This is a genomic window from Cellvibrio sp. BR, from assembly GCF_000263355.1.
Taxonomy (GTDB): Bacteria; Pseudomonadota; Gammaproteobacteria; order Pseudomonadales; family Cellvibrionaceae; genus Cellvibrio.
In genome coordinates this window covers 80,890-99,296 of record NZ_JH668206.1, presented here as the reverse complement: position 1 = coordinate 99,296, position 18,407 = coordinate 80,890, and the positions used below count along the sequence as shown (strand labels likewise).

Annotated in this window: 16 protein-coding genes and 4 pseudogenes; 10 read left to right on the top strand and 10 right to left on the bottom strand. The window is 40.9% G+C overall.

Going from position 1 to position 18,407, the window contains the following annotated elements; translation table 11 throughout:
* Nucleotides 1-91 precede the first annotated feature (91 nt).
* Together azu and O59_RS18685 are read left to right on the top strand one after the other, a co-directional pair.
* Nucleotides 92-538 (top strand): azurin, encoded by a 447-nt coding sequence (gene azu / locus O59_RS18690; RefSeq protein WP_040393468.1) that lies wholly within the window; start codon nt 92-94, stop codon nt 536-538.
* 115 nt (nt 539-653) lie between these two features.
* A complete protein-coding gene (locus O59_RS18685) occupies nt 654-941 on the top strand; it encodes a hypothetical protein (RefSeq protein ID WP_007645503.1) in 288 nt (95 codons plus the stop codon).
* A gap of 30 nt (nt 942-971) precedes the next feature.
* On the opposite strand, the pseudogene O59_RS18680 reads toward O59_RS18685, so the two are convergent.
* Nucleotides 972-1,970, bottom strand: a pseudogene (locus tag O59_RS18680) (efflux RND transporter permease subunit); the annotation flags it as partial.
* A 5-nt stretch (nt 1,971-1,975) separates the two neighbouring features.
* Between O59_RS18680 and O59_RS18675 the strand changes: the two are divergent.
* From O59_RS18675 to O59_RS22115, 3 genes and pseudogenes are all read left to right on the top strand, one after another.
* Nucleotides 1,976-2,446 carry an HAD family hydrolase gene (locus O59_RS18675; RefSeq protein ID WP_007645501.1) on the top strand — a complete coding sequence of 157 codons (471 nt, stop codon included), beginning with the start codon at nt 1,976-1,978 and terminating at the stop codon, nt 2,444-2,446.
* Between the two features lie 659 nt (nt 2,447-3,105).
* Nucleotides 3,106-3,611: pseudogene (locus O59_RS21570) on the top strand (ATP-binding protein); the annotation flags it as partial.
* A gap of 49 nt (nt 3,612-3,660) precedes the next feature.
* A pseudogene (locus O59_RS22115) lies at nt 3,661-3,770 on the top strand (IS481 family transposase); the annotation flags it as partial.
* Nucleotides 3,771-3,957: 187 nt separating this feature from the next.
* Here the strand turns inward: O59_RS22115 and O59_RS18670 are convergent.
* From O59_RS18670 to O59_RS18645, 6 genes are all read right to left on the bottom strand, one after another.
* Nucleotides 3,958-4,197 (bottom strand): carbon storage regulator, encoded by a 240-nt coding sequence (locus tag O59_RS18670; RefSeq protein ID WP_040393464.1) that lies wholly within the window; start codon nt 4,195-4,197, stop codon nt 3,958-3,960.
* A 208-nt stretch (nt 4,198-4,405) separates the two neighbouring features.
* A complete protein-coding gene (locus O59_RS18665; protein WP_040393462.1) occupies nt 4,406-4,870 on the bottom strand; it encodes a hypothetical protein in 465 nt (154 codons plus the stop codon).
* A gap of 11 nt (nt 4,871-4,881) precedes the next feature.
* Complete coding sequence (locus tag O59_RS18660; RefSeq protein WP_007645499.1) at nt 4,882-7,161, bottom strand: RHS repeat domain-containing protein; 2,280 nt, start codon at nt 7,159-7,161, stop codon at nt 4,882-4,884.
* A 15-nt stretch (nt 7,162-7,176) separates the two neighbouring features.
* Nucleotides 7,177-9,312 (bottom strand): hypothetical protein, encoded by a 2,136-nt coding sequence (locus O59_RS18655; protein ID WP_007645489.1) that lies wholly within the window; start codon nt 9,310-9,312, stop codon nt 7,177-7,179.
* A 123-nt stretch (nt 9,313-9,435) separates the two neighbouring features.
* Entirely contained in the window at nt 9,436-9,597 is a 162-nt protein-coding gene (locus O59_RS22335; RefSeq protein WP_007645488.1) for an RHS repeat domain-containing protein, read from the bottom strand.
* Nucleotides 9,598-10,763: 1,166 nt separating this feature from the next.
* Nucleotides 10,764-11,153 carry a helix-turn-helix domain-containing protein gene (locus O59_RS18645; protein WP_040393460.1) on the bottom strand — a complete coding sequence of 130 codons (390 nt, stop codon included), beginning with the start codon at nt 11,151-11,153 and terminating at the stop codon, nt 10,764-10,766.
* A gap of 335 nt (nt 11,154-11,488) precedes the next feature.
* On the opposite strand from O59_RS18645, the gene O59_RS18640 reads away from it, so the two are divergent.
* From O59_RS18640 to O59_RS18620, 5 genes are all read left to right on the top strand, one after another.
* The gene (locus O59_RS18640; protein WP_232283114.1) at nt 11,489-11,980 is read left to right on the top strand and encodes a TIR domain-containing protein; all 492 of its coding nucleotides are present in this window, start codon (nt 11,489-11,491) and stop codon (nt 11,978-11,980) included.
* Nucleotides 11,974-12,639 (top strand): hypothetical protein, encoded by a 666-nt coding sequence (locus O59_RS18635; protein WP_007645486.1) that lies wholly within the window; start codon nt 11,974-11,976, stop codon nt 12,637-12,639. The genes O59_RS18640 and O59_RS18635 overlap by 7 nt, the downstream gene beginning before the upstream one ends.
* A gap of 76 nt (nt 12,640-12,715) precedes the next feature.
* On the top strand, nt 12,716-14,746 hold the full coding sequence (locus O59_RS18630) for a hypothetical protein (protein WP_198284830.1): 2,031 nt from the start codon (nt 12,716-12,718) through the stop codon (nt 14,744-14,746).
* A gap of 79 nt (nt 14,747-14,825) precedes the next feature.
* Entirely contained in the window at nt 14,826-15,995 is a 1,170-nt protein-coding gene (locus O59_RS18625) for a nucleoside triphosphate pyrophosphohydrolase family protein (protein ID WP_007645484.1), read from the top strand.
* Nucleotides 15,985-16,653 carry a uracil-DNA glycosylase gene (locus O59_RS18620; protein ID WP_007645483.1) on the top strand — a complete coding sequence of 223 codons (669 nt, stop codon included), beginning with the start codon at nt 15,985-15,987 and terminating at the stop codon, nt 16,651-16,653. Before O59_RS18625 ends, O59_RS18620 begins: the two co-directional genes overlap by 11 nt.
* Before the next feature lie 172 nt (nt 16,654-16,825).
* Here O59_RS18620 and O59_RS21560 read toward each other — a convergent pair whose 3' ends face one another.
* The 3 genes and pseudogenes from O59_RS21560 to O59_RS18610 form a co-directional block, all read right to left on the bottom strand.
* Nucleotides 16,826-16,951 carry a helix-turn-helix domain-containing protein gene (locus tag O59_RS21560; RefSeq protein ID WP_081489740.1) on the bottom strand — a complete coding sequence of 42 codons (126 nt, stop codon included), beginning with the start codon at nt 16,949-16,951 and terminating at the stop codon, nt 16,826-16,828.
* A gap of 652 nt (nt 16,952-17,603) precedes the next feature.
* A pseudogene (locus O59_RS22330) lies at nt 17,604-18,083 on the bottom strand (type I restriction endonuclease subunit R); the annotation flags it as partial.
* Nucleotides 18,083-18,265, bottom strand: coding sequence for a helix-turn-helix transcriptional regulator (locus O59_RS18610; RefSeq protein ID WP_040393455.1), 183 nt, complete (start codon nt 18,263-18,265; stop codon nt 18,083-18,085). The pseudogene O59_RS22330 and the gene O59_RS18610, both read right to left, overlap by 1 nt.
* Nucleotides 18,266-18,407: the final 142 nt, after the last annotated feature.

Genomic DNA, 18,407 nt, shown 5'->3' with positions numbered 1-18,407 from the left:
GTTTTCGAAACCAACGTAGCAATAAACGTTTTTTGAGAACCCATTAGCAGGGTTCTCAAAGACATTTTTCAATCCATGTGGAAATTTAATTATGAACATAAAATACCTGATACCCGTTATGTTTTCTGCCTTTGCAATGCAAGCGCTGGCAGATGATTGTAATGTTACCGTCGATAGTAACGATGCAATGAAGTTCGACAAAAGTGAAATTGTGATAGATAAATCGTGCAAAGAGTTTACGGTTAACCTTACGCATTCCGGAAAAATTGCCAAAAACGTAATGGGTCATAATATTGTAATCACCACTACTGAGGATGCGCGTGCTGTTGCGAATGACGCAATAGCGGCTGGTTTAAATAATCAATACGTCAAACCTGAAGATGAACGTGTAGTTGCCTTCACCGACATTATTGGCGGCGGGGAAAAAACGTCGGTTACCTTTAAAGTGGATAAATTAAAAACTGACAAAGCTTACACTTTCTTTTGCTCGTTCCCGGGGCATATTGCTCTGATGAAAGGCACCGTCACGTTGAAGTAGCTGTTATGGAAAATATACTGCTCCATTTTTTGTCACTGAAGTAAATATAAACCGGTTTTAAAGAGCAGTTTGACGTTAAACATTATCCGTCGTACATAACCTGGTGGAGTCGTTCATGAAAAAAATAGAGCAAAGTCTGGAAAAAATAATTGATCATGTGGTGAGGCATAATCAAGGAGAGAACGAATTTCATCAGGCAGTAAAGGAGGTTATTGAAACTCTCGGCCCGGTGCTGCGCAAACATCCTGAATATGCTGACCAGAAAATTATCGAACGGATCTGTGAGCCGGAGCGCCAGATAATTTTTAGGGTTCCCTGGATGGATGATCGTGGGGAAGTGCAAATCAATCGCGGATTTCGTGTGGTCAAACGAGGGCGCGCTAGCCCTCATCAAAAGAAATAAAAAATTTTATATTTACGCTGATTAATACATTCAGCGTTTTCTCAACATTTGATAAACCACCGGCAATAAAAATAACGACAATAATGGCGCCGTTATCATGCCGCCCACCATCGGTGCCGCAATACGGCTCATGATTTCCGAGCCGGTACCACTACCCAGAAAAATCGGCATTAGCCCCGCAACAATCACTGTCACCGTCATCATTTTGGGGCGAATGCGCAACACAGCACCTTCCTGAATGGCATCGAGTAAATCCTGTTGGGTTGTCGTGCCTGTTTCAATTCGCCGCTGCCAAGCCTGTTTCAGATAGAGTAGCATAATCACCCCGAACTCAGCGGACACCCCGGCCAAGGCAATAAACCCGACCGCCGTGGCTACCGAAAAAGGGTAGTCCATCAGGTATAACAGCCAGATGCCACCCGTTAGCGCACAGGGCAGGGTGCCCATGATTAGCAAGGCTTCATCCAGGCGGGAAAAAGTGAGGAATAACAACAGCAGCACAATCGCGAGGGTTGCTGGAACTATCCACTGCAGACGGGCATTGGCACGTTCCATAAATTCAAACTGACCCGCGTAGCTGATACTGGTGCCCGGTAACAAGGTCACTTGTTGGTTGATGGTTTGTTGCAGATCTTTCACCGTTGAACCCAAGTCGCGGTCGCGCACATCAATGTAAACCACGCTGGTGGGGCGGGCATTTTCGCTTTTGAGCATGCTGGGACCATCGGTGACCTTGATGGTGGCAATTGTACCCAGTGTGATTTGGCTGCCCAGTGGAGTGATGAAGGGCAGGTTTTGCAGCTTGCCAATACTGTCACGCCAATCGCGCGGATAACGCAGGTTGATTGGGAAACGCGCGCGTCCATCAACCACTTCACCAATATTGTCGCCGCCAATCAGGCTACTCACCACTGATTGTGCCTGGATAATGCTCAAACCATAGCGCGCGAGTGCAGCGCGGTCGAACTGGATATCCAGGTAACGCCCGCCACTCACGCGTTCGGCAACTGCCGAGGAGATACCTGGGATGGCTAATGACCGTAAACAAAGAATATGAAGAGTTGTTGGCGGAACTTGGTATTTTCCCACCCGCAGCAATGCTCACACAGTTGCACTGTGAAATTCAGGAAGAGCTTGGCAGCCTTACACTGTTCGACGATGTGCTGCCAACACTAAGCGCACTGCTCCATACAGGAATCCGACTCGCTATCTGTTCAAATTTAGCCAAGCCCTACGGTGCAGTCATTGATGAATTACTACCACAACATGTTGATTTAATACGGTGCCTGAGTTACGAGGTAGAAGCGATTAAACCAGAGCGAGAAATTTACGATTGGATTGTGCGTGAGAGCGGCATACCGGCGGATCAAACGCTTTTCATCGGAGATACCCGTTTAGCGGATTACGAAGGGCCACTAAAATATGGGTTCCGCGCCCTGCATCTTGTCCGCCATCAACCACCCAGAGGCGGCACAATAGCTTCTTTGGCGGAAATCCTGGACTAACGATGAGGCCGCCAGCAACTTGAATCATTAACAGGACTTCCTCCCACCAGTATTGAACGATTAACGGCCAAACGATCCAATATATACCAACTATTAAAAATGTCTAACGGCTATTTATTAGACATTTTTAGTTATCAATCTCCCAAATTTAGTTGCAGTTTGCGGAGTATTTTAGTTAAACAAACGATCTGGCCGAAGGGCACGCGGTTGTCATACCCCCCCCACTAATTTTTACAATTTAACATGTATGCGCACCAAAAGTGTCCAACACGCTTAGCTGTGTGGGACATCTACGATGTTTACATGTCAAATTCGTATTATTAATAACTTAAACGCAAGTAATCTTTGGACCTCCCGAATTTCACTAGATGCCAAAAAGCATCACGATTGAAAGGCGCTAATACCGGTTAAACCACTCATCCAAATGTTGGCCATAAAAAAGACAACTATCAAAGCGAAGGCAATCCCGGCTTGTCAAAGAATTCCCGGTTACACTCTCTGGCTGATTTCACTAACTGGTCGAAACTAATCACTTCAATATATGCGTGCGGCTCAACGTGGTAACCTAAATAGCCCATTCCATCAGATGTAATCCGCAAATTGGCTCGGCGACATCTCCGGTGCATGATTCAGTGAGGTCGCAAAGAAGATAGCAATAGCTGGGTAGCGCACAGAATGTCGTACTTGTCGGTGGCCCCGGTACGTGTAAAACCCATCTTGCCAGTGCCATCGGCATTCAAGCAATTGAACAGTTGCATCGCCGTGCCTGGTTCTTCCCGGCGACTGAATTAGTGAATGCACGGGAGAAGGAAAAGTAGCAAGGGAAAGCCGAACAAATTGCGTCGCGACTCATCACACCGACTTGGTGATTCTGGATGAGATGCGTTATTTACCCTTGAGCTAAACCGGTGGAGCTTTGTTGTTTCATTTGATGAGCAAGTTGTACGAATGCACCAGCATGATCATCACCACCAATCTCAGCTTTGCCGAATAGTCGAATGTGTATGGTGATGCGAAGATGACAACGGGACTATTGGATCGAGTAACCCATCACTGTCATATTGTTGAAACCGGCAATTACAGCTATCGTTTCAAAGAGAGTTCAAACCAACCGAAAAAGGAGAAAAAGACGATAGCTTACCCACAACCCAAACCCGTACAATAAACCATCCAGGGGGGCAATTTTCAATGCAAAATAAGTGCAAAGCAACACCTACAATAATGAGTGAACTCATCAAGGCAAGGTTTGCTGTGGCCGCACGCCATTGGAAACTTTGCTGGATGAAAAAAGGTTTTGGCGGAGAATAATTTAGCTCAAATCTAAACTGACAGACACTCCTAAAAACCTGTAACTGTCAGATCAGGTCTAAGCTAGTACATATTATCTTACCTGCTGTATTGGTTTCTTAAACAGCCTTTTAAAACCGATATAATCATATGTATTCTCCGCCCCCAACAGTTACCGAGAGACGAACGTATTCAGTACTCTTTAAATATCAGGAAAAACTTATTTAAAGAATTGCCTCGGCAATATCTTTAGCTATTATTTTGCTCTTTTCGGCATAAAACCTCGCATCTTTCTCGTCAATCTCTGCTCGCAAAATAGACACGCTTTGCGGCACGTCAATTTTAACTTGTGTTTGATTGCTGCTATAGGCACTTGGTTCGAGAATGATTTTAATTAAACCATCTGATGTGTAGATATTAATACATTCACCAAGTCGACGAGTTAATCTAAGTTTAAAATTCATTTCCTTGTGGGTTGAAATAAAGACTCAATACTATTTATTAAATTTCAGGTTGAAAAGAAATACTTTTCTCAAAAAAAATGTGAGAAATTAACTGTTGAGCAAAGGATAACATTTTTAACATTTAACCAGCCGAGGTGCCGCAGAATTTTGAAAGTTCTCTCACCTGTAAAACCCAGTAACTGTCAGAGCTAGTTTGAGCTAGTACATATCACCAGTTTTTTACCGGCTCCTCATTTAAAATGTCATAAATTGATTTTTCTATTTTGAAGGAAGAGCCTAGATAATTGACACATTTTCCAGTGTAATCAATTTCATACACCTCTATTTCGTCTGTTATACTTTCTCCAAAAGCAACTGAATCAGGCGCTATAGAAACTTTAATATAAATCGGTGTTATACATTTTTTTTTATTGCGTTTTTTAGTTGAGAGCAGTCCATAAATAGATCTAATTTTTGTAACGCAATCACTTTTCCCCATGCAACCTATCTTTACTGAGTAATCTTCATTCCCTTCGCCGATTACAGGCGCAGAATTAAGGCTTCTCCTTAGTACAGATGAATCGTTATAAAGTATTTGTACATAGCCTGATGAAACTTTTCTTGTTCCTTCATCTTGACATAGTGCATGAGAGCCAAACATTATTAAAAACAAAAATATATATACTCTATCCATGTTGAAATTCCTCATTCGCAGGTTTTATCTTGGGCTTTTTTACAACTATATGTAGAGTCTGGCACAGGTACAATTGTGCCATCATAATAACTTTTTCTAGCAGGTTCATCCAAAGCTCTTGCCGTTTTCGTTTCACTTTTAGTTGCTCTCTTTTCTTCTTTTTTGGATTTTGAGGTAAGCTCGCCATTAGATTTATTCTTGGGTGCAGCTCCAGTCCTATCATGTTGGGCTGCGTGATCCATCTCATGACGCAAGCCGATTGCGGGTGACTGAATGCCTTCCTTAACTTTTAATCCTGCCTTCGGATCCCAACCAATATTCCTCGTGGCAGGGTTATATACTGTGGGATTTCCCTCCTTAACATAAACTCGATAGGTTTCAGTAGATGCTTGAAGTTGAGCGTAGTCAGAACTAAAGCCAGAATCGGCGCTCAGATAGTTGATCGCATCATGGTATTGTGCAAGGTTTTCTCCATTTGCAATAACTTCAAGAACCATCCCTGTTGGATCGATCTTATTAACCGGATCATTTCCCACATATGAGTAGAGGTTATTATCGTCCTTATAACCTATTGGATCGGTTTGTAAAAATCGTCCTAGAGCAGGATCGTAAACACGGGCTTTGTAATAATAGAGCTTCACCGCAGGTAAGCCGATTTGGCCAGTATAGCCAAAGCGTGGTCCAGTCCAGCTTTCGACGTTACTGCTAGATTTCGGTTCGCCGTAAGGGCTGTATTTATAAAGAGTTTGACGATTGCCGGTTGCATCTGTTGTGGCAATTACACTACCTTGATAATTTTGAATAAAGTATTGTCGATTTGGTGCCGCCGGATTATTGTATGATGCGATCGGTTCATCTGTTCCTGGCCCGTGCATATATCGATGAGTTTGTGTGCCTGCGTTGTTATATTCTGCTATAAGTTTTAGATCATCATAAAGAAAGGTTGTCGTTACACCATTGACTACCAGTTTGGATAACCGCCCTTCGGGGTCATAATCTAATATCGTTCGAGCGGGTGTGGCTACCGATATAAGGCGGTTATAGACGTCATATTTCATTATTCTTCCAGCGTGTAAAGTTATATTACCATTTGCGTCATAACCATTTGTACCGGAAATTAGAGTATCCCGATTGAGACCATCAAAGTTTTTATTTTCTGTTTTATTGCTAGGTTCTTTATAATCATATAAGTCACTTGAAGTACTAATTGAAGCCACTTGATTGGCTGGATTGTAGGTAAAGCCATAAGTAACATCACTTTGAGTGCCGTTAAAATCATGAGATAGTGAAGATAATCGTCCTAACGCATCGTAACCATAAATTGTAGTGGGGCCTAAAGTACGAGTTAGAAATGTACGCTGACCATTATTATTGTATTGTAATGCAACAATTGTTGGATCAAAGGAGCTTGTTATAGAAATAACTTTCCCTGTCGCATCGTATGACTGTATCCAAGCCTGACCGTCGGGATAAATAATTCGAGTTCTGGGTGCACCGACTACATCATACTCCGAGATAAGATGTCTTCCATGCAAGTCAGTCGTGGATCTCTTTCTTCCAATTCCATCATAAGTATAGGTTATCCCTGGACCATCAAATCCAACAAAACGCTTTTTTAAAATTAAACCATCATACCGGTAAGAATAATAAATATCTTTGTCTACGCCATTTGTATTTCCAGGTGATGGGGGTACATCTTCAATAAGAATCTGATTTAGATTGTCGTAAATATAATTGAAGGCTTGACTATTCCTCAGACGGAAATAAATTTTATTTCCATTTAGGTCATAATCAAATTGTTCATAATCCGCCGTATTCCATGTTCCAGCAGTTGCTATAGCATTCTCAGGTGTAGATGGAGAGTAACCGTAAGACCGAGATACTGAGGGATAATAGATTTTACTTAATCGACCCAGCGGATCATATTCCATTCGTGTTCTGTTGCCATTGGCATCTATAGATTCGGAGAGTTTGCCGTCAAGAGAATAAACATAAGTCGAATATACACGCTCACTTGAGGTGCCATAAGCTTCAACAACTTGACTTATTTGTCCTGCCGCGTCGTTAATTGTTTTGACAATCCGGTCAGGTCCGTCTAATCCTTCTGGGCCTAAGGCACAGGCATCAGCAGGCAAAAGTAAAAACGCCGATTCATTCATCCGCGTGGCAACACAGGTTTGACGACCAGCGGCATCATAAGATATTTGCTTCACAGATTTGATAGTTTCTGCTTTTAGAGCAGATGTCACAAACGCAGGAAAAAATGCTAGCAACAGGATTACTTTTTTCATTTAAAAACCCTCTCCTTAAGGTACGAGCTCTTCGGTTTTTATTAATTTTCCAGAATTATCGTAAGTCATTTTTAACGCGGATGACCATAAAAAATCTGAACCGTTGATGGCATTTCCACTACCAATTTCAGTTCGCACTTCTTGATCATCCTTGTTGTAATAATGCTTCACCATTTTGCGTACACGGCAGGCTTGACCGGTGTTTTGACATTCTCCACCGGGAAGTGGTGAAATTTCAAAAATCAAACGACCTACCGCATCATACGTGCGATAACTCACATCGTTAATATCGTTGCGCGGTCCATTTGTATTGACTATTAAGCCTAAGTCGTTATAGCTATAAATTGTAGTCAGAGGTGAATTTCCCAAACCATCTGTTAATGTGACGGATTCAGGTAAGAATGTTTTTTTCCAATAGATTGTCGATTGCACCTTAGTATCAGCATTTACTGGACAGGTTGTAGCAGTTAGTTGTGTGGCAATTAATCCACATGACTCCTGTCGAATCATACGGTAAACAGTGCCATTCCCCGTGTTTAATCCCTCATAAAAGTAAAAGTCGCGACGGTATACGCCGTCGTTGTTTGACGGCATTGTTTTTGTTTTTATTCCACCATGACTTTCAAAATAAGTGTAATTAGTGCGGTTTCCCTTCGCATCTTCCGTCCAATTTACTTGATTACATACCAGAGCATTAGCACAATTCGATGTGTAATTTGCCTTATAAATTATTACCGAGGACGTCCCGTTTGATGGTTTCTCATATGTCGCAGTAATATTTGAACGTGCATCACGCTGGTAAATGTATCCATGTCCACTGGGATATGTGATTTCAGCAATTTCATTAGAATTAGTATCCAGTTTAACGTTGGTGACACGGTTCAGCTCATCTGTATATCTTGTTGGTTTCCCTGGAATCGCTGCCGTACACCCTCCATTCGCGGTGCTTAATGGATTATAACCAATGCTTGGCAAAGTGATTCTCTTTCCACCGTAAGCGTCAGTGACTGTGACTTGTGGGTTTACGGATGAATCGTAGGTATAATTCCAAGTATTGTTACCTCTTTTCACAGACTTTACTTGCCAAAGATGAAACATCCGATTCACTGCGTCGTGATATTTAATTTCAGTAACTATTCCTCCCGGTGAAGTTTCTCTCGTAATTACTGATTGTCTTATATCAATGTTTGGTGGAAAACAGCCTGAAGAAAATTTACCTTGAAACTCCCACTTCGAAACTCTTCCGATTGAATCTATCTGTTCGAAAGTCTTCAAACTTAAGCCAAAATTTGGGATGGTTTCAAAAGTTCTTTTTCCTTGAACCCAACTCACATCGATATTATTTTGTTTTAGCGTAATTTTGATATCTTTATCTTCAGCGAGAATTTGTCGCTGCCAAAAAACGCCCGCCTTAGTGGGTATCACATAGTTAGTCGGGACCTCAGTTGCGAAGTTCAAAGTGTACCCAAGGTTACTTTGTATATTTGAAAAAGCCCGATAAACACCGTCTGTGTCGTAACCTTTTGTAATTAGTGGGTCGAAAGTCAGCATTTCACCTGATGGATACTTAATATTTGAAGCATATCCGTAGGCGTGATAAATGGCAGCGTTACAACCATCATCATCTGGACAATATTGCAGCGCTGTATAAGTGGGGTCAAAAAAATTCACCAATGTTCCATCACGATATGTAAACCTGTACCGATCCTCTCCTGTACTGCTAAAAGCTGGTCGCATCGACAAGCGAACCAAGCTAGATCCATCTTTTAGGTAATTGAGGTCTACGCAAGCACCCACACCAGTGCATTTGAAGAAATATGAGCGCCCCTCAAAAACAACTGTCAATTCCCGAATTGAGGGATCAAATCCATACGATGTGTAAGTTTCATCTCGAAAATAGGTATTTAGCGAGAAACCAAAAGAGCGCCCACTAAAATAAGTACTTATACCCAATTTTGAGGCTGCCGGGTTCGCGAGGTTAAATGGAGATCTAGTTACATAACTGCCAGATGTGACATCTACTCCGTTAAAGTCTTGCTCAAGTGTGATAACAGGCAATCTTGCTGCCGAATTATCTTGAGCTAATACTTTATCGTTAAAAAATACGATAGTTAAAATGAAAAGTAGTAATGTGCTTTTCAAAGCCGACATAAATTAATCCTTTTGACATATAGCCGAATCAATACCTTTAAGGAAAGGAATCCATGAAAATGGTACAAATTACAAACATAAAAAATACAGCAACTAAGGTTCTAGTTATGATTCTTACAACCATCAGATGGTTTTTACAACTCTTGTGCGATTACCAGCTTTGTCATAGGTATAAATGATGCGGGTTCCGTTTGAATAGACAACTTCAATCACGCGCCCTAGCGCGTCATATTTGTAGACAACAGTTCCTGCCAGTGCGCTCGAGGAAAAATAGGTAAAATTCATGAAAAAACAAACGAAGACCAATATCCATATACGTCTAAACATAATTCCTCCAATTGGAAGTGAAATTTTTAAAATTTAATCTTAAAAAATAAATCCTGTTCTTATATAAAATTATTTCTTTGTATTTCTTGTTTTAGCTGAGATGATTTGAATTTAAATTGGGCAAATAAGCTTTGCAAAATACCTTAAACCCCTGAACAGAGATAGACGATAATTGCCCGATGTTATGTAGGATATATCTCACAAGATGGGTATGTAGTGATATCTAAAAAATTGATTTCAATACAAACCCAAGAGAATCCACTCTTCCCAATAAAACCTTATATAGGTAAGTGCTCCCAAAAAAGAAGCTGATTGTGACGGACCTTCCCCCTAAAACCTAAGCAGCGGATAGCTTGCTCACAATTTTCAAAGCGGTACTCCTCCCATAATAAGGCTAGAGTCATATCTTTTAATTGCAGTTGCTTTTGTATGGAGTGTCAATCAGGAACGATTTTTTCAGATTTATTGGCTCGGAAATTCGTACCCAGCTGTCTCAGTAAGGCTGCATCCTCAAGCTCTAATAGCTCGGCAGGAGTAATGCTGCAAAGATTCAGCTTTGCTCTAATAGATGCGACTGTTTTTTGTGTGTAATCACAGACCGTTTTGCTGCTGTTCTATTACTAAGGCTACCTTTCGTAATTAATCGAACAATCTCTCTCTGTGTTGATATGGGTGTTGTCATATTCTCTCCTACTGGCACTGCTCAAAAACTGAGGCGTAGGGTGCCGTCCCCTAAATTAGAGTAATAGAAGGCCGAGCGGCTTGACGCCGCTTGATATGGGATTGAGAATAGAGGAGTCAGGGTGTCCCACTTTGACAACTTTTTCAGGGGGTATGGGATTACCGTCCTTTACCCCCTGTTCTCTTCCATGGCCTAGTTATTTAGTCGTTGTTTTCTCTAGGTCATAGGTCAATTCCCCGTTGTATTTGAAATTAGTTTTGCCTGCTAGGGCTAATATGATCAAAATGTACTAGCTTGGAACTTAAAGTTAAGTTTGATAGATAGGGGGCAAGAGGATTGCTTGACGGGCTATTAGGTGTTGCAGATACTATGGTTTCTGAAGCTGTAAGTATCTATGCTTACATCAATAGCGGGGCAATCCAAAAGGTGCGCTCCGTTGTTCTTAAAGGCATTTGCCGTTCATTTGCCTTAACTTTCTTACCTGATTCCCCCAGTCTAAAGTTTTCCCCATAATTACCAGCTGGCTATGGCTTAAATTACCGAGCGAATGACTCAGCTTATGCACAAACTCAAACTCTGCTTTCGACATGGTGCTTGGTAAACGGAGCTGAGGCTCAAAAATTTCCACTGAATACCAAACTGCTGTCTGCTCTTCTTGCGTTAACCTCAGGTGCTCAATGATTCTCGTAATAACTTGCTTAGATGGTGCACGCCTGCGCCCTTTTTCCAGCGCGCTTACATAACAGGGATTAATCCCCATAATGTCTGCCACCTGCTTTTGTTGCAGAGAACGGCTTCTTCGCAGATGCTCTAAATACTCGCCGAAGGGGATATAGATGGAGTTTTCTGGACAACTTTAGTGCAGATCAAAGTAAGGTTTCTGAGGGCGTCAACTAGTATCTGCAGGGGAAATATCCAATAAAATCAAAAAGTTAATATCGCAGGCTTGATATTTAAAGATCAAGTCTGCGAGATCTGATTTTTCGTGGGTGCGATAATGGACATTTCAATAATTAGAAGCGTAACAATTCAAGCTGCATTCGTGGCGAATGAATCCCTCTTAAGGTACTATCTAGCCTATTTTTTCATCAAGTAAGGCATGAGAAAAAATTAATTAGCAGGGCGTTTTCGAAAAACTAATTAGAAACTCAAACACAGGAGTGAATGATGTCAGATGTCATAAAAAATGTTTTTGTTAGTCATCACCATAAAGACGATGCGAGTGTTGATGGTCTTGCCAACATTCTTTCTAGCAAAGGCTACCAAATAAGAAATAGTTCAATTCGAGTTAAACCTGAAAACCAGCAAAGACTTGACCAGAAACGGATCAGTGATCGCACTATTGAACGTCTTTTAAGAATGAAAATGCGATGGGCAAGTCAAGTTATTGTTGTAATTGGTAAAGAAACGCACACCAGGTCATGGGTTGACTGGGAGATAAAGGTCGCACATCAACTTGGCAAGCCAATAATTGGGGTGTTTGAAAACGGATTAAAAGACCAAGTAAAAATCCCCAAAAATTTGGAAAAATACGCAACGTCTAGAGTTGGCTGGAGGGCAGACTCAATTATTGATGCACTAAGCGGTAATAGCCAATTTCAAGAACCAGATGGCTCACCTTCACCCAAAAAATTAAATGGAGTTAATACCGTATGTTGATTGAGCCCAACTCTCATCTTTATACATACGCCATTACCAGAGATTTTGGCTTTGCACCAAATCCATTTCATGGGATTTGTACATTGGCTACTTGCAAGCCACGGATTCGCAAGGCCGCAAAAGTAGGTGATTGGATTTTAGGTATCGGAGGTAGTCAACTCAAGCCCATTAAGCGGCGATGTATTTTTTTAATGAAAGTATCAGAAAAAATCTCTTTTCAGGACTATTGGAGTGACACTCGCTTTAATCTTAAAAAGCCACTGCGTAATGGAAGCCAGGTACAGATGCTAGGTGACAATATCTATCATAGAGATCCAAGCGGTAACTGGCTTCAAGAGGACTCGCATCACAGCAATCCAGATGGCTCACCAAATCTTGTAAATTTAAATCGAGATACGGGCGGAAGCGATCAGGTTTTAATTTCAAATTATTTTCTATATTTTGGAAGTAAAGCCGTGCAAATTGATCTTGATTCCATTGACTATATCAGAATACGAGACTTTAAAAAAACAAACCTTTCGGAATCAATGGCAGGGCGATACTTAATTGAAAATGTATTCCAAGGGCGTAAAGGAAATATAAATTTTATTATTGATGATCCGTATCAGTTTACGGATTCTCACATGCGAGTAGATCAGGGAACAGGAAAACTCTTTTAAATACAGCGGAAATCGTCAATTCTTAATTGAGCTTTTTCACTACTAAATTTTGTAGATTAAAACTAAATGAAATTTTTTGGATAAAAACTTTATGGACAACAGGTTCTCTCCCTATCTTGCTGTATTCTTTGTATGGAACCCTGCAGACGCGGCTTTAGTTAATCCGATTCTTGAAGCGGTCGGCAATAGTTTAGGGCGAGACAAAAATAGACCCTTTTCAAGGGGGCTAAATATTCCTTTATTTTATTTCAGTTCGCAAAATAGTAGCGAAACTCCTGACAGCTATCCTGCTTCGATTGCGGATCGAAATATCATTTTTATTTTCGCCAGTGTCAATACCATGGGGCGTGAGAGTTGGTCTAACTTTATAGAAAGTTTCCCTAAAGATAATTCAATCTATATTGTTCCAGTAGCAATAGATAAAAATGGTCTGAATCATGGCGGCGCACTTCACGGCTTAAATTGTATTAGAGCATATGAATGGAGCGATGAAAACAAAGACTACCTTGCCATACTCAATCTGGCTCATGAAATTTATCGATTTGGGTTTTCGCCAATTGCGTCTAATGATGCAGGGAAAAAATCCTCAATAAATATATTTTTAAGCCATGCGAAAGCCGGTGACACTGGTCGATTACACGCGGAGGAAATAAAGCGATTTATAGATAACACAAACATGAACCGCTTTTTTGATGCGAATGAAATTTCTCCGGGATTTTTGTTTAATGAAGAAATTGAAAAACATATTCCAAATTCCACATTGCTAGCCATAGAAAGTGATGCGTATTCTTCTCGTTATTGGTGCCAACGCGAAATCCTGAGCGCCAAAAGCTTTAATCGACCGATTGTTGTAATGAATTGTCTTGATGATTTTGAAGATAGGATTTTCCCCGCAGCATCTAATGTCCCAAGGGTACATGTTTCCTCCGATACACCGATGAGCACTAGGGATATATTGCGTGTTCTGTCCGCTACGATTATTGAGACAATTCGTCATAGCTATTCTATTCAATGCCTAGAAAAATATAGGTCTGCAGGATGGGTTGATTCTGACTGCGAATTGGTTGCTCGCCCACCAGAAATTCGACAAGTAATTGCATTAAAAAGCCGTGGCAAAACAAAGATTTGTTATCCGGAACCACCTATTTATTTGGATGAAGCGGGCTGGCATCGTGAACTTGGAGCTGACACTTTTACTCCGCTCTGGAACGCAGCGGATCAAAATAGATTGGTATCAATGAGAGTAGGAATTTCCATTTCTGAGGTTTCCGAACATAACTGCTTTGTTAACCATCAGCATGTAGATCATTTGATTTTATTGGCACAAGACCTAGCAAGACATTTATTGGCGCGGTCTGCGACATTGCTTTATGGAGGAGATTTACGACCGAATGGATTTACAGAATTTATTCTTAATGAGGCAGCAATCTTAAAAGAGCGAGTTAATAGAGAGCTTCCTTATGTTGAAAATCATCTTGCGTGGCCACTGTATATCTCTGAACAAGAAATCGTTTCATGGAGAGCTCAATATCGCCGAATAATGCGTACAATCGAATATAATATTCCTGATGATGTGGCGAGCGGATTATCTAAAACCGTATTTTTACCACCAAATTCAGCTAAAAATTCATACGTTTGGTCTAGATGCTTGACAGAAATGAGAGAGAAATCTATTTCTTCTTCCACCCATAGAATTTGTGTAGGTGGAAAACTTTTCGGTTACAAAGGGAAAATGCCTGGTGTGCTGGAAGAAATAAAATTGACCCTTGATTCTGAAAACCCCCTCTTTTTACTGGGAGCGTTTGGGGGCGTTGTCGGTGATGTGTGTAAAATTATATTAAATAATGAGATTTCAGAGCATTTTAGTGAGGCTTGGCAAATTTCCCATAATGCGGGCTATTCCGACTTGCAAGAGCTGGCGCGTACATTTGGGCATGATTGTAACTATGAATCGATTGTAGATACTATAAAACAGCTCAAAATAGCAGATTTGTCAGAGCGAGTCGGGTTAGAGGTATTCGAGTATCAGAGGTTAATGACCTCACCATTTATTGATGAGTGTGTACATCTAATATTAAAAGGGCTTTCAAAATCCGTAAGCGCATGATGTAGTCTACGGATATCTTTATTACATTTTTTAAACGCAGTTATTGCACATGGAATTTACTTGATCTGGATAATCCATCATGAATATTTTAACATCAAATAAATTAGACGAAATAAATGGTGCGATTCCATTTCAAGAATACGAAAGGTTAATAGTTACAACAGATAGGTTCTCAAACGAAGAAATTGTTCCAATTCTTTTGGGGCTTTATGGAGAAGTTGGCAGCATTATGTCTGCCTCTAAAAAGTATCGTCGCGAGAAAAAAGCATACGTTGGATATCGGGAGGCTGTCGAAGAGGAGTTTGGCGATGCACTCTGGTATTTTTCTGCTTTGTGCAGACGCTTAGATATAAAATTGGGAGATATATTTGAATCTGCTTTAGATTCATCACATATCAAGGTGATTTCTGCGAATGATCATTGCAATTCCCCAATCTCACAAATAATTTCAATTGCTGAGCTTATGCCGCTAGATGAAGCTCTTATGGAGTTGGGGTACACAGCGGGAAAACTACTTAAAACGGACAAGGCACTACCTATTTTTAGAGAAAATATGATCGAATTCGCACGGTTATATATAAGAGCGATTCAGTCGATTAACCTGTCTTTTGCAAAAATAGTTAAAGGGAATTTAATAAAGGCGCTAGGTCGTTTTTCTATTCCAGAGGCGCGATTTTTACCGGACTTTGATTCTCAGTTTTCTGAAGAAGAACAACTCCCACGGAAATTTGAAATTTATATAACGCAAAGAAAGAGTGGGCAAAGCTATTTACGGTGGAATGGTGTATTTATTGGTCAACCTTTAACAGATAATATTCGCGATCCTGATGGATATCGTTTCCATGATGTTTTTCATCTTGCTTATGCTGCAATTCTTCATTGGTCACCGACATTTAGAGCGCTGATAAAGCAAAAACGAAAAAGCAATCCTTTATTTGATGAAGCACAGGATGGCGGACGGGCAATTGTTGTTGAAGAAGGATTAACTGCATGGCTTTTTGCATATTCGAAAGGACTTGATTATTTTGAAGGGCATGATGGTATATCTTTAGATGTTTTGAAAACTATTCAGAAGTTTGTTCATGGCTACGAAGTTGAAAAATGCCCATTAAAGCTTTGGGAAGATGCGATTCTTAAGGGTTATTCAATCTTTCGACAGGTCAAAGAAAATAATGGTGGAATAATCATAGGCGATAGAGAAAATAGAACCATTAGTTATCGCCCACTAGGAAATGAAAATGAAAGCTGATTTTTTTGTTAAAGAGCTAAGCAGTTTGGCATTCGAAAATGCTTTTAATCCATATTCAGATCGTTGTGATGTGTACGATCTTCTTGATGCGCCGCAAAAAAGGCGGCTGTTATTAAAAAAAATGTTGGTGGCCGCAAGTGCAGTTGAAATTGACGCTATATGGATTGGGAGAGATTTAGGCTATCGAGGCGGTAGGCGTACTGGGTTAGCATTAACGGATGATGTGCATCTTTCCCATCATGCAGCAAGGTGGGGAATATATGTTGATAAGCTAACCAAGGGAGAAGCTGTCCCAGAGCGGACTGCAGCAGTAATCTGGAGTGTTCTTTCACAAATATCAAGTCCAGTTTTTCTATGGAATGTTTTCCCTTTGCACCCCTATGAAGCAGGAACTCCATTTAGCAACCGAGCACATAATTCGAAGGAGAGAATGGCAGGGGAAGCACTTCTAAAATTGTTAATCGATTTCCTAAAGCCAAAAAGAATAGTAGCGATTGGTAATGATGCTGAACAAACGGCGATGCGAGTTTTTAGACATGAAGATATTGTAAAAGTAAGGCATCCTAGCTATGGGGGACAAAGTACTTTTCTTTCTCAAATGGAGAAACTCTACGACTTGGATAGACCGCATAATATAGAAATGCGATTGTTTGATTAGCTCGTTAAACTTTCTGAATGATGGGGACTTGAATGCAAGAACAGGAAAATTATTTTCTTGCGTAAATTATAGTTTTTACCTACTTAATCGCTCAAAAATCTCTACAGGAGTCATTTCTAAGTCATTACAAATGCTGATAAATTTTGGTCAACGTCACGTTCTTCTCACCTCGCTAGATATGCCCCATATAACTACGGTCTATACCAGCAAGATCGGCAAATGCTTCTTGAGAGAGGCCTTTTTCTTTACGAATTTCTCTGATGAACCGTCCAAATGCGGTTATATGCTCGTCTTTCATAATTGTTCAGCTTATTTGAAGGCTTTTAATCACGAAGTTATTGCTTGCGAATGTATAGAGTATTGCGTATTTTTCGCAAAGCGAAGGCAACTAACGATCATAAATCCAAACCATAACATTGCCAAATTGCGCTTGCTAATCCTTGAGTGTGAGATTGATAAGATACAGATGCTAATGTGGCGAGCTATAAAAATATTAGCTAATAAAGAAACCTCAATTTCAAGGTGAATTGAGTTCTCCGATGTTATTGATATAACTTTCGACCGATATACACACTACAAGAAAATAGGTGTCGAACTTGAAGGTTACAAGCGCCCTAGCATTCTCAAAACTTTCGTACTCTCTGGAATTCTTGAGCTTTGTCGGAACGATGCTTGGTAAGTAATTACGTAGCGTGGCCCACAGAAATAATACTCAAGACTCCAGCTATTAAACATTTATAGTGAAGAAACGGATGCGATTGGGTGGGCCACTCAGATTAGAATTGATGGGGAAATTGGTTGGAATATACAGCAGCGCAAACGCGAAGCCATTCGCAACGGCGCTCCCTTCGCCGAATTACCCAACGCCTCTCCACTGCAAACCATTTTGTTAAAGCGTACAGGGATGGTGGATATTCTCGCGCACGTGTTACTGCATGATGAGCAGGATGGCCGATGGCATCTGTAGCGGCATGGACTGTCAGCTCTTGGTAGTAGCGCGGCTGTATTGCCCCTTCCAGATGGAATGGCATGTTTCTTAGGTCTTGGCTGAGGGCAGTCGCTTCACTGGCATAGCGATTATCCAACTCGGCAGGTGTTGGATAAAACTCTATGTAATCGCCTTTGCCGGTTTCCAGATCGAATTCTTAGGTTTGCTTGCCATTACTGGAATAGACGAAGCGAACGCGAAGCTTGCTTGCATAGTCGATTACCTGTTGTAACCATTTCGTTGGATGCTCAGACTCTTTTTTGGCTTCTACCACGGCCAGGTAGCGGTTGTCTTGTGAAGTAAATAATCCACAAAGCAACGTCGTCCACGAATACCACCAGCCATTTTTCAACCATTGGTAAAGTAGTGCTCACGGATTATGTTTGAGGTTATCCAAATGGCGGTCTATGTAATTTGCTCTAGTATCAGCTTCCGAAGACATCAGGCCGCTCCTTGGTCATGTTGATTTGGTACTAACTCCAGAAGTTCGCCAACAGTGCGATCAAACAATAAGCAGATTTGCTCTACTGCATTCAAGTCCACCTTCTGGGCTGTCTTTCTGGCAAAGTCGGCAATACGCGCCTTATGTTCACCCATTATACGGGCGAGATTACAGCGGATCATGGCGGTGCCCCAATCAAATAATCAGGTTTCAACAATAGCCAAAGCATACCCCGCCATTAAAATCCACATGGTATTTTGCGAGTTCAAATTAAAATTATTTGACTAAGGATGTTAGAAGTTGCCGGAGAGGAAGTGATCAAAA